Source organism: Hydrogenovibrio thermophilus (assembly GCF_004028275.1).
Taxonomy (GTDB): Bacteria; Pseudomonadota; Gammaproteobacteria; order Thiomicrospirales; family Thiomicrospiraceae; genus Hydrogenovibrio; species Hydrogenovibrio thermophilus.
In genome coordinates this window covers 1932110-1946827 of record NZ_CP035033.1, presented here as the reverse complement: position 1 = coordinate 1946827, position 14718 = coordinate 1932110, and the positions used below count along the sequence as shown (strand labels likewise).

Here is a 14718-nt window from a genome sequence, read left to right as displayed (position 1 = left end):
GTGCATCCATCTCGTGCAAAGCTCTCACAATAAACCTCAAGGAGCGAAAATGACTTTAAAGATGGATTTGATTTGGTGGTATTGGGCCATTACGGATGCGCTGTTGATTGCCGGTGTGGCGGGTGTGTCTTATGGCATTGAGGCGGCGATTGTCTTCAACGTGATACAGGTGGTGCATTTCTATGCCCGTACTCCGGATGTAAAAGCCTTCCCCGTGCAAGTGCGTTTGGCCTATCTGGCACTGTTGCTGGTCGCGTTGTATCCGCCGTTGTTCTTCCTGTATTACCTCATTATTTTGGGCACTTCCGCGATGGTATTCTTCGACTATTGCTTCCTGGCGCGTTTCATGTCGCTGATGCCGTGGAATCACTCCGAGCGCTTCAGCTGGGGATTGATTCGCTCCACCTTCTTTTCCAAACCGGTGGACGGCTCGGTGCAGAAAGCCTGAATAAAACGGATTTTAAAGAGTGAATTGATTGAACGTATTTGAAAGGAAAATATTATGCGACACTTATTATCAACGTTGATTTTGTCGTCTGGTTTCATGTCCTGTGCGGCCCTGGCCGCAGGGGATAAAACCGGAGACCCGTATGTGATGGGGTTTGAAATCTATGCCAAGGAAATGGGCGGAGACGCCACTTACAGCGGCTATGCACAAGAAGTGGTCAAAACCGAACGCAAGGCCGGTTACATTGGTCCGACGGTGTATTTACCGAAGCCGGTGAAAGTCATGGACGGAGTGTATACCGTGGTCGGCAGTCTGATTTGGCATAATCCATCCAATTACGGGTTGAACAACAATCTGACGTTTATGATTTTTGAAGACGGCGTTTTTGTCTTCAATGCCGGGCCGAACCCTGCGGTGGCCGCGGCGTTTCATAAAATGATCCGCTCCTATACCGATAAGCCGGTGAAATGGGTGGCCGTGGAAAACAGCCAGGGACATGCTTACCTCGGAGCGAGTTATTGGGTGGATGTGGGCGTGAAGAACCTGTATTCGCACAAACGCGCCAATGACGATTTCCATAAAGGATTTGCCCATATCAAAGAACATTGGTCCACTCGTGTGGGAAGGGAAATCACCCATTCGGCACGTGACGTGTCGGATCAATTCACCACCTTTGAAGATAAGCTGACCGTGGATGTCGGCGGCCGAGAAACCGTCGAGGTGCTGAACTTCGGGCCGGGACACACGCCGGGGTCGACATTGGTGTATGTGCCGAGTCGAAAACTGTTGCTTACCGGGGATTTGGCTTATAATAGCCGGATGCTGGCATTGTTCTCCTACACCAACACCTTGCATTGGGTGGAGTCGTTCGACCGGATGATGGCCGCGATGCCCAACGATGTCAAAGTGATTCCGGGGCACGGTGCGCCGACTGATATGGCGACCATCAAACGCGATACGTATGATTATTTGACCTATATGCAAACCGAAGTGCAGAAAATCATCGACCGGGATGGTGTGGAAGAGGACGCTTTGGAAATCGACCAGTCAATGTACCAAGATCGTCCGGTCTTCGAGCAGACCCATCGAAACAACGCCAGTCATATTTACCGAGAGATGACCGGCGGTGATTTAGGTGAAAACTTCGAGTAACGTCAAGAGGTTGGTTCATCCGCACCGACAGTCGGATTTAGGGTGAACCGTGACTAACCTTTCAAGGCTCCATCTCCATGATGGGGCCTTTTTTATTTACAGCCTCCGTATAGGACTGTATACCAGCCATCTTGGAATGGTGTTTTACCGCATTTTGTTCCAAGCTTTCCTATCGGGATGAACCGCTTTTCGATAGGGTCATTTTTGACCAGGCCTGGTCGCTTTTTGGATGGGGATTCACCCTCATTGGGATGGATTTTATGTGGCCGTCAAACCCTTCAATTAAAAAAAAAGCCCTTTCATTTTGAATTTTAAGAAAAATCAATGGTTTTTAAGTGATTGAAAAGTAAGGATATATTTTCAAAGCATTGATTATCGTCAATTCTAATCATCATGCCTTTCAATTAGTCACCTATAGGTTGGCGCACTAATATTGCACTTGAATTTATTTCAACTCCAAAAACAAGGAGAGCATTTATGGCGAGTAAAACGTTTGACGCTGGTGTACAGGATTACCAGCTGACTTATTGGACACCAGATTATACGCCTCTGGATACAGATCTATTGGCTTGTTTCAAAGTTGTCCCTCAAGAAGGTGTACCGCGTGAAGAGGCAGCAGCAGCTGTAGCGGCAGAATCATCAACGGGTACTTGGACGACAGTTTGGACGGATTTGTTGACAGACATGGAGTTCTACAAAGGTCGTGCGTACAGAATCGAAGATGTACCTGGTGACAAGAACGCATTCTATGCATTCATCGCTTACCCGTTGGATCTTTTCGAAGAAGGGTCTGTTGTAAACGTATTGACTTCATTGGTAGGTAACGTATTCGGGTTTAAAGCCGTACGTTCACTTCGTTTGGAAGATCTACGTTTCCCAATGGCATTCATCAAAACGTGTGGTGGACCACCATCCGGGATTCAAGTTGAGCGTGACAAGTTGAACAAATACGGTCGTCCTATGTTGGGTTGTACCATCAAGCCAAAACTAGGTCTTTCCGCTAAGAACTACGGACGTGCCGTGTATGAATGTTTGCGCGGTGGTCTGGATTTGACCAAGGATGACGAAAACATCAACTCACAACCATTCCAGCGTTGGAGAGATCGTTTTGAATTCGTCGCCGAAGCGGTTGATAAAGCGACTGCGGAAACCGGTGAGCGTAAAGGTCACTACTTGAACGTTACCGCCGGTACCGTTGAAGAAATGATGAAGCGTGCCGAGTTCGCTAAAGAACTGGGTCAGCCAATCATTATGCATGACTTCTTGACTGCAGGTTTCACGGCCAATACGACGTTGGCGAACTGGTGCCGTGAGAATGGCATGTTGTTGCACATTCACCGTGCGATGCACGCCGTAATCGACCGTAACCCGAACCATGGTATCCACTTCCGTGTATTGGCTAAGTGTCTACGTTTGTCAGGTGGTGACCACCTACATACCGGTACGGTTGTTGGTAAGTTGGAAGGTGACCGTGCTTCAACGCTTGGTTTCGTTGATCAGCTTCGTGAAGCCTTTGTTCCGGAAGATCGTTCACGTGGTGTGTTCTTTGATCAGGATTGGGGTTCCATGCCAGGTGTTATGGCCGTGGCGTCCGGTGGTATCCACGTATGGCATATGCCGGCATTGGTGAATATCTTCGGTGACGATTCCGTTCTTCAGTTCGGTGGCGGTACGCAAGGTCACCCAGGCGGTAACGCAGCCGGTGCGGCAGCTAACCGTGTGGCGTTGGAAGCTTGTGTTAAAGCACGTAACGAAGGGCGTGACCTGGAAAGAGAGGGTGGAGACATCTTGAGAGACGCGGCTCGTACGAGTAAAGAATTGGCAGTCGCTCTGGAGACTTGGAAAGAAATCAAGTTCGAGTTCGATACCGTTGACAAATTGGATGTGGGCTAAGCCGCATCTTATTTGAATGAATCCTAACAATACAAGGAGATAAAAATGTCAATGCAAACAGATGATTACCGTACTCAGTACACGTTGGAAACCTTCTCGTTTTTACCGGAGTTCAATGCGGATGAAGTTTACGATCAGATTGTTTACATCATCAACCAGGGTTGGACGCCAGCTCTAGAGCATGAAGATCCGGCCAATGCCTCAGCGCATTACTGGGGAATGTGGAAGTTGCCATTGTTTGGTACACGTGATCCAAATGAAGTGTTGGTTGAGTTGGACGCTTGTCGCGCCGCTTACCCAAACCACTTGATTCGTTTGATCGGATATGACAACTACACTCAGTGCCAAGGGCACAACTTTGTAGTTTACCGTCCTCGCGGAATGTAATTCGCACGGAACGAATAACGAGATTAAACGAGTCATCAAGACGAAAAGGAGGCTTTAGCATGAGTAACAATGCTCAAAGCGGTCGAGCCGCAGCGATTGCACGCCGAAAATCACAGGTAAAAGGGAAGGGAGGACAGTCGTCGGCTTCGACAGCGACTCGTCAGCGTCCATCCACACCCGAGCCGGTTGCGACAACGGCGGCGCCTGCACCTACTCCGGTTGCTTCTAAGCCGTCTCGCTCTCGTCGTCAAGTCTCTGCTGCAGCGCCAACTCCGGCGTCCGCGGCAGGTCGTGAAGCGGCGAAGCAGAAAAGACAGCAACAGAAGCACGGGAAAAGTGCGGCAGATGCGGCTAAGTCAACGTCTCGCCCTGGTCAGAAGGCGAAAGCCAAGCAAAAACCGGAAGAGCCGATTGTGGAACCTCGTCAGTCTAAGACACCTAAGCCTGCAGCTCGCTCAGAACGCCGTAAAGCGGTAAAACCTGAAGTGGCCGTGCAACCGAGCGGACGCCTTCAATCGAAGGCATACCGTCAGGCACAAGCTAAAGGCAAAGCTGGACAGGAGGCCTTTAAATCCAAAGGAACAAGTCAATCTGGTGCGAAAGCCAAGTTGGCGAACCCGGATGCATCGACACGCGAAATTGCAAAACAAGTTCGTGCAGAAAAATGCGCTAAAGGCAAAACCTGTTCAACTGGTGGTTCACGCCCCATGCGCCAACCGAGAAATAGCGAGTCTTTGCCACAAAAAGTAGGCGAGTCACAAACCTTAAGCGGTCAAGCTGTTTCCGGTACGCAAGTCGGTCAAGGTGAAAAGAAAATGACAGGTGCCGAAACCGGTGCATGTCAATTGGTGAGTGGCACGGAGTATTTGGGTTCGGAAGAGTTCCATACAAACTGTGGTTCTCAACCGGAGGCGAAGCCTGCAAAAGTCACGCAGACACAAACCACTCGTGGTCAAAGTGTCAGCGGAACGGAAGTCGGACGTGCCGAGAAGATGACGGGTAACGAAACAGGGACTTGTTCATCCATTACAGGGACCGAGTACTTACCGGCAGACCAAAGCCAAATGTACTGTGGTGCAACCCCTGCAAAAGCTAAGGCAACCGGATTTTCGGTGATGTCTCAGCCGGCGCAGAAAAGTGGTGAAAAAATCACCGGTGGCGACAATCGTCGGTCTCAATCGACAACGATCAAGCCAAAAACACCAGCGAAAGCACCTCAAAAGGTAATGCCTTCGCAAACTGCAAAAGGCAATACCACGACAGGAACGCAGGTTGGTCGTTTGCAAGCGGTGACTGGCGGTGACGCAGGAACTTGTAAGTCTGTTACAGGAACCGGTTATCAAAGTGCCGAAGAAGCTGAGACTTTATGTCAAATGCCGGCAACGGATACCGCAACTAAGGTAACGGCTTCTGGAACCAGCCGTGGTCAAAAGGTCACAGGGGAACGCAGCGGTGCTTACTACGGTATGACCGGCGCGGAAACGGGTGATTGTCAAGCGGTAACCGGCACACCTTATACGGGCGCTGAGCAAACACAATTGTGTTCGGTTGATCAGCAAACTGAAATAAAGGTTCGGCAGCGTCAAGGCGCTAACCCATCCATTTCAGGTGTTCAACCGGGGCCTCAGGGACTAACAGGTGCACAAAAAGGTGCTTGTGAATTGGTTTCCGGGACGCATTATCAAGGCAAGGATCAAACGGCCATGGTATGTGACTCTAACAATGCCGCCGCACCGGGCGAGTCGGATTTTCCGATGATGCTGGGGCAAGCACAAGCACAAGCCGCTCCGGTGGCCATGGCTGAGCCAGCGCCGGAACAAGGGTCGAGAATTACCGGTGACGGATGGGACAGAGGTTCCAAAGTAACCGGTACGGATGGACCTTGGGCGGCACAGCGTAATGCGTCGGTTCGTGGTACAGCTAAACAGTCTCCTATGGCGGCTGCGCAGTTTACGCCAGGGGCCAATGCCGAAGTACCTATGAGTCCGATTACGGGGTCATCCGGTAATACCGACACGGGCGCGAAAGTGACTTTGTCGGGCGGTGCTAGAGCTTAATGATTGTGTAACGAAAGTGTGAGTGTTAGATGAATTCTACAAAAAAGAACTATCGTCAAAAGTCATTGTTCTGGAAGCCGATTCCATCGAATCCTTTGTGGCAACAACAGAAGCCGACTGCTCATGGTTCAACGGTTGTAGCGGATACGATGGATGAAATCGGAAGACAGGACAGAGTTGATACAACTCTGGCAATGACCGGCACTCATGTTTTGGTTAACGAGGCTCAAAATGAATTGTTGCGTCGCTATGAAATGGATATCAAGGCACGTTTTGATGATATCGAAGCCGTTTTGAAAGACATTTTGACGCAGCAGGGCAAACCGGGCTTTGTGGCTTGGGCTAACCAAACGTTGTTTGCAAAGTTGGGTGTAAAGCTGACAGAAGACGATTGGCAATCTGAATTGAATTTTCAATCTCAGAAAGCGTTTCAGAAACTGTACGCCAAAATCCTCTTTGCACAATTTATTCGAATGTCGGAAGACTTCTATATCAATGACCCATTAATGGGCCAGCGAAAACAAGAAGCCGAACGTATTTTTAAAGAAGCAGGGTTTCACGCAGTAGGCATTGCGCCTTGTGCGGATGGACGTCTTGCTCATGTAGTCAGTTATGTACTCAGACTGCCTTATGACGCTGTGAGAAGAAAGGCCCATGCGGGTTCATTATTCGATATCAGTGAAAGTGTCAGAAACTGGGTGTTTATTGAACACACGCGGTTCAGAGAAGGTAAGCCAAATGCGGCTGAAGAACCGACGCGTTATTTAAAGATTGCGGTATATCACTTTTCGAAAGCCGACCCGACCCATCAAGGTTGTGCCGCACACGGGAGTGATGACCAAAAAGCAGCGGAGGCTGCATTGACAAAGCTCAAGGATTTTAGGCAGGCAATTGAAAACCGTTTCGGGTGTGGTGCCAGTGTTCAAACCTTGTTGATCGGAATGAATACCGACGACGACAGTTTGAAAATCCATATCCCTAACGAGCAAGGCAAGGTGTGTTTGCAGCGTTTTGTGGAAACCGACCAGTTATATCAGCAAACCGCTGACCTGTCGGCAGACCAGGCGAAGCAAGCGATTGAGCACGCAATCGACGATTGCAATTTGAATCGAAGCTCTACCGCACCTCAGCCAGGGGTGAATACCCTGATTGCCTGGTTGATTGCGAACAATTTCTCGCAACTGGCCTATGTCAACCGATATGAAAACGGTTGCTATAGCGATATCGGTCATGCGGAAAGGTTTATCGGCGTCGGTAACGGCTTCGAAGAAGTGCAACTTCGCAATCTGAGTTATTACAGCTTCCTCGATACGGTGGAAGAAGGTGTGAACGATGTGGATGTCGGTATCAAGATTTTTAAAGGTCTGAACGTTAAAAAAGGGCGACCGATTCCGATCATCATCCGTTGCGATTACGACGGACGCGTTCCAGGCTCTAAAGATAGAGCGCAAGCCAAAGCGGTGAGAATCGAAAAGGCATTGCACAACCGTTATCAGGAATTGTCGGCATCCGGTTTGTTGCAAACCATGCCGACCTTAAGAGATTTTACCGGCTGTCAGCCAGCGGAAAGACTACCCAGCCTGGCAGATTTTTCAGCTTGAGAAGCACTGCTTAGAAAGGAGTAGAAGGTGAAAATTTATAAAGTCGATAAGACACTCGTTTCGACCAATCGCATCGCCATGATGGAGCACAAGCCTCTGCTGGTGGTGCGAGAAAAAGATGGCGGTACCCCTCAAGTAGCGGTTGATCCGGTGGGGTGCAAGCCGGGAGATTGGGTTATTTGTTGTGGTAGCTCGGCGGCCCGAGATGCGACAGGTGTAAAAGGATATCCAAGTGATTTAACCATCGTTGGAATTATCGATAAATGGGAAGTGCCAGAGGATGCAGATACTACAAGTTAAAAAAGAGCTGGTTCTGACCAGTCGCTTGGAAGGGTTAGGTCATCTTCCGATCAAAGCGCTGGTTAGCCAGACAGGCGAAGTACTTGTGGCGATGGATCCCGTTGGAACAAAGTTGGGTGACTGGGTGTTTACCATCGCCAATTCTGCGGCGAGAGACGCGGCAGGAGACAAACGATTATTAACGGATTTAACGGTTGGCGGCATCATCGATGATTGGCAACCAGAACAGAAGTAAGTTTTAAAGTGAGCAACTCAAAGGAGAAAGTTATGAGTGATTACGGTATTGCGTTAGGCATGATTGAAACCCGTGGTTTGGTGCCAGCGATTGAAGCAGCGGATGCGATGACGAAAGCGGCGGAAGTACGCCTGGTCAGTCGTGAGTTTGTTGGCGGCGGTTATGTAACGGTAATGGTCCGTGGTGAAACCGGTGCGGTTAACGCTGCGGTTCGTGCCGGAGCAGACGCTTGTGAACGTGTTGGTGACGGTCTGGTAGCCGCGCACATCATTGCTCGCCCACACAAAGAAGTGGAACCTGTTTTAACAATTGATCAAAAGTAATTTAGTTCTTTATTAAAGGAGAAAGGCTATGAGTACGGAATATGGAATTGCACTGGGCATGATTGAAACCCGTGGCTTGGTGCCAGCGATCGAAGCAGCGGATGCGATGACGAAAGCGGCGGAAGTACGCCTGGTCAGTCGTGAGTTTGTTGGCGGCGGTTATGTAACGGTAATGGTTCGTGGTGAAACCGGTGCGGTTAACGCCGCAGTTCGTGCCGGAGCAGACGCTTGTGAACGTGTTGGTGACGGTCTGGTAGCCGCGCACATCATTGCTCGTCCACACAAAGAAGTGGAACCTGTTTTAACAATTGAAAGTAAGTAATTTGTCTTTCGCTAAAAGTCTCTAAACAGAAAGTACCCCGAAACACTTAATGTTTAGGGGCTTGATGCGGGAACAATTCTTTTTACCTCTAAGGAGAAAGGCTATGAGTACGGAATATGGAATTGCACTGGGCATGATTGAAACCCGTGGTTTGGTGCCAGCGATTGAAGCAGCAGATGCGATGACGAAAGCGGCGGAAGTACGCCTGGTCAGTCGTGAGTTTGTTGGCGGCGGTTATGTCACGGTAATGGTTCGTGGTGAAACCGGTGCGGTTAACGCTGCGGTTCGTGCCGGAGCAGACGCTTGTGAACGTGTTGGTGACGGTCTGGTAGCCGCGCACATCATTGCTCGTCCACACAAAGAAGTGGAACCTGTTTTGACAATTGGTAACGGTGCAACCCGTAGCTGATTGAATGTCGAGGGTTAGTCTTTAACCCTCATTTGGAAGTTAGGAGGGAAAAATGCGTTATTCACAAAGAATGCCCGGTTCCGTAATGCCAGGAGCAGGCGCATACCCACAAATCCCCCAGGCACAGACGGCTGTTGCAAACAGTCAAATCCTGGGGTATTTGGGGCGAGCGTTGAGCCTGGAATTTTCGGCCGGTCAGCATTACCTCGCACAGGCTTCGCTGGCGAAATTTCGCCAAGAAATTTCATATGCCGAAGGGTTTGTGACCCTGGCAAATGAAGAGTTCCAACATGCGAACTTGATTACGGATCGTATGGTTGCACAAGGAGCCCTTCCTGCGGGGAGTGTCTTACGTCCGGCTGGACCGGCAACCAATATGGTTGAAGCTCTGAGAAGTTGTGAAGAAAGGGAAATGGCTCTTATTCAGCTTTATTCGGAAGCTTCACAATATTGCGCCAATTTTGGTGCTCAAGAAGATTTGATGCTGTTTAACCGGCTTTTGGAAGAAGAGCAATCTCAGCTTGTGAGAGTGCAGTCCTGGTTGGAAGAATATTATGGATCTTTGATGATGCAGCAACAGCCCAATAGGAGTTTTGTATGAACGAACAACGATGGAAGCTCAAAAAGAAACCCGCCAGTTTAGAGGCCCGTTTTGAATTCGAGGATTTCGAAACCCTACGGACCTTTCTCGACGATATGGCGGAAAAAGCCGAGCATCTGAATCACCACCCGAACATCAGTTTTGGTCGTGAGCATGTGTCGGTCATCATCTATTCCCAAGCGCAAGAGTTGCAGGATGTCGATTTTGCGCTGGCGGATGGCATTGATGAAGGTTTCAGTCGCGTTAATCTGCATTAAAAGGAGAGTCTTATGACGACCCCATCAGACAAAACCAAGCCGTCGACGGCGGCTCAACCGACGTCAACGGACACGGCGGAAAAACCGGTTTCAAAACCGACGCCTAAAGCGGCCCCAAAATCTGCGACGGCATCTCAAAAATCGACGCCGGCAACCACGAGTAAGAAGACGGCTTCTAAGCCGGCCGCTAAGTCGACGCCTGCACGGAAGAAGGAACCACCTGCAAAATCCAGTGGTTCCGGCAATGCCGGGCAGGAGCACATTGCGGAAGCCGTCAAACGTTTTCCGAGTCGACGCGTGTGGCCGGACTAGTGTCACGTATCACGTTTTAAGTATTTCGTTAAGTTAGTTAGTCTTAGTCGTTTGGGCAGATTTTTCTGCCCGTTTTTTTATGTGCGATCGGAAAACTTAAGCCGGGGGTGCATGTGTCGGCCAGGCATTCATTGATTCGAGTCTATGGCTGCAAGTTGAAAAATCAATTTTTCATGTCGAGTGGATTTCACTAGCATGGAGTTCAGGAAAAAAGCGTCCGTCATCGTAATGGAATACATGACGTCGCGATGAAGAGGATTCACGATGTGGCCTTTGGTCGGTGGATCGGATTGAGTACGAACAAAAGAGATGGCGAACAGATATGAAATGGCATGAAGCAAATGCAGAGTCCTGGAGTTGTCCGAGCCATGGCAATCCTTCTCAGGAATTCGACGGAGGATTGAATATGGTGGAAACCTGTTGCGAAAAACTGGTGCACATCGTGGCGAACGGCGAATTGGAAAACGATTTGCGCGCCTTGTTTGAACAGGTATCTGTGAGCCGAGTGACGGCGTTTGATGTCAAACCCGCACAAAATGAAACCACCGGGCAAATATTGTTTTTGGTGGTGGTGGCCGAAGAACGGCTGAACCGACTGTATAACGAATTGAATGTGTATTTGGACGGCAGTCATCAATTGACGGTGTTCACAGCGAATGTGGACGTGTTGACGCCGAGTTATTTTGCCTAGGGCGAATTTATGGAACGTTTGGTTTTAGCCACGGGCAACCCATATAAAGTCGCGGAAATGGCACCGGTATTGAGGCAATACGGTGTGGAGCCGCTGGCACAAAGTACTTTTTTTGACGGAGAGGTCGAGGAAGACGGTTTGAGCTTTGTGGAGAATGCCTTGAAAAAAGCCCGTTTTGCCAGTGCAAAAAGCGGATTACCGGCTCTGGCGGACGATTCGGGTTTGGAGGTGGCGTCCTTGGGAGGGCTCCCCGGTATTATTTCCGCGCGTTATGCCTCGCAAGGGAGCCATAAACCGACGGAAGCAGAGAATGTCCGTCAGTTATTGGACGATTTGGATGGAAGGGACTTCAGCGAACGCAAGGCCCGTTATTCCTGTGCCGTAGTGTATGTATCGCATGAGTGCGATCCCATGCCGGTGATTGGCATCGGTCATTGGTACGGCGAGATATTGAAATCGCCACGAACGGGGCAGGGTATCGGCTATGACGATGTCATGTGGATTCCGGCGTTGGTGAAAACGGTGTCGGAACTGCCGCTGGACGAAAAGATACGTTTGAGTCATCGCACGCAAGCGATTCATTCGGTGATGACGCAATTGGAGACGAACGCTTTTTATGATTAAGCTCAGAACTTATGTTTTTTTGGACGCCTTGCAGCCGCAGTTGGCTTCGTATATGGCCACGGCTTCCATGGGCTTTCTGCCGGTTGAAGGCGATGCGTGCCTGTGGGTGGAAGTGGCACCGGGGATGGCGGTGCACCGCTTGTCCGACATTGCCTTGAAAGCCTCCAATGTACGTTTGGCGCAGCAGGTAGTGGAGCGGGCTTACGGTTCGATGGTGATTCACCATCGCACGCAAAGCGATGTGCTGGAATCCGGCGAGCGGATTCTGCAGCATTTACAAACACATGAATTTGATCGCCAGCAATGTCTGGTGATGTGGAATGAAACCATACGCTGCATTACCGCCGACCATGCGACCTTGATTAACCGGGATAACCGTCGCGGGTCGATGGCGTTGGCCGGACAAAGCATGTTCATTATGGAAACCGAACCGGCCGGGTACATCGTTTATGCGGCCAACGAAGCGGAAAAGGCGTCCAATGTGACCTTGGTCGAGGCGCGTGCGGTCGGGGCTTATGGTCGTCTGATCATGTGTGGTAAGGAAGCGGATATCAATGAAGCCGCCCGTGCCGCAACGCGGGCTTTGGAAGGTTTACAGTGCCGGCCGGATAACCGGTAATAATCGTAACGTTATGTTATTCATAACAATAAATTAGTTTTTTGAATCCGTTTTTAGGATAGGGTTTAAATCGTTTGGGGTGATATTGGGGGTGGGAATGAGTGAACATTTAAATAAGGCCACGTCAAATTTTTTGATTCGGCATGCTTCCCTTCGGCAAATTCAAGTGTTTGAGTGTGTGGCGAGAAATCTCAGTTTTACGCGTGCCGCCGAAGAGTTGTATTTGACGCAACCGACGGTTTCCTCGCAGGTTAAAAGTCTGGCGGAAGCCATCGATATGCCGCTTTACGAGCAGGTGGGGCGGCAGATTTTCCTGACCGAAATCGGTGAAGAGGTGGCGTGTAGCTGTCGTGGTATCATCGATCAGTTATCCAATCTGGAAATCATGCTGGACGATTTCCGTGGGTTGAAACGGGGGCGTCTGCGCGTTGCGGTTATTACCACCGCCAAATATTTCGCGCCGGTCGCGCTGGGTAAGTTTTGCAAAAAATATCCCGACATCGAACTGAGCCTCAAGGTCGGCAACCGTAATACCATTCTGAAACGTATTGATCGTAATCTGGACGATTTATACATACTCGGTCAGGTACCGAGCATGGACATGGATCTGGAGGCGATTCCGTTCGCGCCCAACCCGTTGGTCATTATCGCGCACGCCAACCATGAATTGGTGGGCACCAAGGTCAGTTTGAAGCGTTTGGCAAAGGAACCTTTCATCATGCGTGAAAAAGGATCCGGCATTCGCTCGGCGGTGGAAGACCTGTTCGCGCAACACGGTTTGACGGTGAAAGAGCGCATGATGCTGGAAACCAACGAAGCCATCAAGCATTGTGTCATGGGAGAACTGGGCGTGGCTTGTGTGTCCGAGCATGCATTGGACCTGCTTAGCCCGGGCGCGAGAATCGCCAAGCTGGATGTGGAAGGTTTTCCGATTCACAAGGAATGGAATATCGTTTATCCGAAAACCAAGTCACTGTCGTTATTGGCGGAAGAATTCCTGAAGTTCTTGCAAGCTCATGGCGACCAATACCTGGAATTGGATATGGATGAAAAACCGGCATTGGATAAACCTGCGGGGCCTTTGAAGTCCGCATCCTCATAAAACTGTCATCCAAACTGTCTCAGCGGCCGGTAAACTGAATCGCTTAAATGAATCGTTTATGTTGTCGTTGAGGATTTGCCCGGCATGTCATTGCCTGTCTTTTTGGCCCGTTGGGCCGTTACAGTTTCCATCTTTACACAGTTTCTAAAGCTCGGCTTGACCAGTTTTGGTGGCCCGGCGGCTCATATCGGTTTTTTTCATCAAGCGTTTGTGGTTCGACAGCGTTGGTTTGATGACGGCTCTTTTGCGCGTTGGATTGCCTTGTGTCATCTTTTGCCCGGGCCTTCCAGTTCGCAATTGGGGTTTTTAATCGGTTATCAACGCGGTGGTTGGCCCGGTGCCGTCGCCGCGTTTGTCGGTTTTACCTTGCCTTCGGCCATGATCATGTTGGGTTTGGCGTACGGCTGGTTCTGGCTGGATGACACCTGGCAGCCGGTTTGGCATGCGTTGGTGCTGGTGGCCGCCGCCATTGTCATTCAGGTCACTTGGCAGATGAGTCGGCAATTCTGCCAGGCCTGGTCACTTAGGCTCCTGGCGTTGCTGACAGCGCTCGGACTGATGCTTTGGCCGTCGGTGTGGGCACCGGTGGTTTTATTGTTAGGATTGGGCATCATCGGCACGCTTTTCAAACACCGTTTCGGTTTTCTAGCGGCGGTGGCGACCTCTCATAACTCGGTGGATTCGGGCGAACGGACACCCGCGTTTGAATCGCGCAGGCTATCCATCAAGACCGGCTGGAGCTTGATCGTGTTAGCGATTGGCTTATTGGGAATTTTGCCATTATTGGCATGGACGGACGAGCGTATTTGGTCGATCGGAGATGGCTTTTATCGTGCCGGTGCACTGGTGTTCGGCGGCGGACATGTGGTCCTGCCCATGTTGGAATTGGAGTGGGTGCAAACCGGGCGCGTGACCGAATCGCAATTTCTGGCCGGTTACAGTTTGGCGCAAGCCTTGCCGGGCCCCCTGTTTACCTTTGCGACCTATTTGGGCGGTGTCATGGCCGGTTGGCTCGGCGCGGTCGTGGCGACGCTGGCGATTTTCCTGCCCGGTTTGTTATTGATTATCGGCATTTTGCCGTTTTACCAAGCGTTCACTTCCTCGGAACGGGTGCAAGCCGGTTTGGTGGCGGTGCAAGCCGGGGTGGTCGGTTTTCTGCTGTTTGCGTTGGTGGTGCCGATTCTACCGCATGCATTAGTGGACTGGGCCAGCGGCGTGCTGGTGGCGCTGAATCTGGTATTGCTGTTCAAATGGCAATGGCCGGCCGTCTGGTTGATGCCGCTCAATATCGCGCTTTATTGGAGTTGGGTGTCGTTTGTTTCGGGCTAAAATCGACAGTAATCTGCCGCCAAAAGACCGCCTCCCATCGTAATTTTTGGTATCCT

The 14718-nt window shown here is 50.4% G+C and carries 19 protein-coding genes; all 19 read left to right on the top strand.

Features of this window, described 5'->3' with window-relative positions; all coding sequences use genetic code 11:
* The first annotated feature begins 49 nt into the window (after positions 1 to 49).
* The 19 genes from EPV75_RS09130 (at position 50) to chrA (ending at position 14662) form a co-directional block, all read left to right on the top strand.
* Positions 50 to 448, top strand: coding sequence for a hypothetical protein (locus EPV75_RS09130; RefSeq protein WP_128385172.1), 399 nt, complete (start codon positions 50 to 52; stop codon positions 446 to 448).
* Between the two features lie 54 nt (positions 449 to 502).
* Entirely contained in the window at positions 503 to 1600 is a 1098-nt protein-coding gene (locus EPV75_RS09125; protein ID WP_128385171.1) for an MBL fold metallo-hydrolase, read from the top strand.
* A 477-nt stretch (positions 1601 to 2077) separates the two neighbouring features.
* A complete protein-coding gene (locus EPV75_RS09120) occupies positions 2078 to 3493 on the top strand; it encodes a form I ribulose bisphosphate carboxylase large subunit (RefSeq protein ID WP_029938610.1) in 1416 nt (471 codons plus the stop codon).
* A 45-nt stretch (positions 3494 to 3538) separates the two neighbouring features.
* On the top strand, positions 3539 to 3880 hold the full coding sequence (locus EPV75_RS09115) for a ribulose bisphosphate carboxylase small subunit (protein ID WP_029938609.1): 342 nt from the start codon (positions 3539 to 3541) through the stop codon (positions 3878 to 3880).
* A gap of 59 nt (positions 3881 to 3939) precedes the next feature.
* Positions 3940 to 5937 (top strand): carboxysome assembly protein CsoS2, encoded by a 1998-nt coding sequence (csoS2, locus tag EPV75_RS09110; RefSeq protein WP_128385170.1) that lies wholly within the window; start codon positions 3940 to 3942, stop codon positions 5935 to 5937.
* A 29-nt stretch (positions 5938 to 5966) separates the two neighbouring features.
* The gene (locus tag EPV75_RS09105) at positions 5967 to 7538 is read left to right on the top strand and encodes a carboxysome shell carbonic anhydrase (protein ID WP_128385169.1); all 1572 of its coding nucleotides are present in this window, start codon (positions 5967 to 5969) and stop codon (positions 7536 to 7538) included.
* Positions 7539 to 7565: 27 nt separating this feature from the next.
* The gene (locus EPV75_RS09100) at positions 7566 to 7838 is read left to right on the top strand and encodes a carboxysome peptide A (protein WP_029938606.1); all 273 of its coding nucleotides are present in this window, start codon (positions 7566 to 7568) and stop codon (positions 7836 to 7838) included.
* The gene (locus tag EPV75_RS09095) at positions 7819 to 8073 is read left to right on the top strand and encodes a carboxysome peptide B (protein ID WP_029938605.1); all 255 of its coding nucleotides are present in this window, start codon (positions 7819 to 7821) and stop codon (positions 8071 to 8073) included. Before EPV75_RS09100 ends, EPV75_RS09095 begins: the two co-directional genes overlap by 20 nt.
* A 32-nt stretch (positions 8074 to 8105) precedes the next feature.
* Positions 8106 to 8396: a BMC domain-containing protein gene (locus EPV75_RS09090; protein WP_029938604.1), complete on the top strand. Its 291-nt coding sequence runs from the start codon at positions 8106 to 8108 to the stop codon at positions 8394 to 8396.
* A 28-nt stretch (positions 8397 to 8424) separates the two neighbouring features.
* Positions 8425 to 8718 (top strand): BMC domain-containing protein, encoded by a 294-nt coding sequence (locus EPV75_RS09085; RefSeq protein ID WP_029910948.1) that lies wholly within the window; start codon positions 8425 to 8427, stop codon positions 8716 to 8718.
* Between the two features lie 103 nt (positions 8719 to 8821).
* A complete protein-coding gene (locus EPV75_RS09080; protein ID WP_029938603.1) occupies positions 8822 to 9127 on the top strand; it encodes a BMC domain-containing protein in 306 nt (101 codons plus the stop codon).
* 52 nt (positions 9128 to 9179) lie between these two features.
* Positions 9180 to 9728, top strand: a complete 549-nt coding sequence (locus EPV75_RS09075) for a ferritin-like domain-containing protein (RefSeq protein ID WP_029938602.1) — start codon at positions 9180 to 9182, stop codon at positions 9726 to 9728.
* The gene (locus tag EPV75_RS09070; RefSeq protein WP_029938601.1) at positions 9725 to 9985 is read left to right on the top strand and encodes a 4a-hydroxytetrahydrobiopterin dehydratase; all 261 of its coding nucleotides are present in this window, start codon (positions 9725 to 9727) and stop codon (positions 9983 to 9985) included. Before EPV75_RS09075 ends, EPV75_RS09070 begins: the two co-directional genes overlap by 4 nt.
* A gap of 12 nt (positions 9986 to 9997) precedes the next feature.
* Positions 9998 to 10297 carry a hypothetical protein gene (locus EPV75_RS09065; RefSeq protein ID WP_127119403.1) on the top strand — a complete coding sequence of 100 codons (300 nt, stop codon included), beginning with the start codon at positions 9998 to 10000 and terminating at the stop codon, positions 10295 to 10297.
* A gap of 322 nt (positions 10298 to 10619) precedes the next feature.
* On the top strand, positions 10620 to 10988 hold the full coding sequence (locus tag EPV75_RS09060; protein WP_127119404.1) for a hypothetical protein: 369 nt from the start codon (positions 10620 to 10622) through the stop codon (positions 10986 to 10988).
* A 9-nt stretch (positions 10989 to 10997) separates the two neighbouring features.
* A complete protein-coding gene (gene rdgB, locus EPV75_RS09055) occupies positions 10998 to 11612 on the top strand; it encodes an RdgB/HAM1 family non-canonical purine NTP pyrophosphatase (RefSeq protein ID WP_127119405.1) in 615 nt (204 codons plus the stop codon).
* A complete protein-coding gene (locus EPV75_RS09050) occupies positions 11605 to 12231 on the top strand; it encodes a BMC domain-containing protein (RefSeq protein ID WP_128385168.1) in 627 nt (208 codons plus the stop codon). The genes rdgB and EPV75_RS09050 overlap by 8 nt, the downstream gene beginning before the upstream one ends.
* A 97-nt stretch (positions 12232 to 12328) precedes the next feature.
* On the top strand, positions 12329 to 13333 hold the full coding sequence (locus EPV75_RS09045) for a LysR family transcriptional regulator (RefSeq protein WP_128385167.1): 1005 nt from the start codon (positions 12329 to 12331) through the stop codon (positions 13331 to 13333).
* Between the two features lie 84 nt (positions 13334 to 13417).
* Entirely contained in the window at positions 13418 to 14662 is a 1245-nt protein-coding gene (gene chrA, locus EPV75_RS09040) for a chromate efflux transporter (RefSeq protein ID WP_128385166.1), read from the top strand.
* Positions 14663 to 14718: the final 56 nt, after the last annotated feature.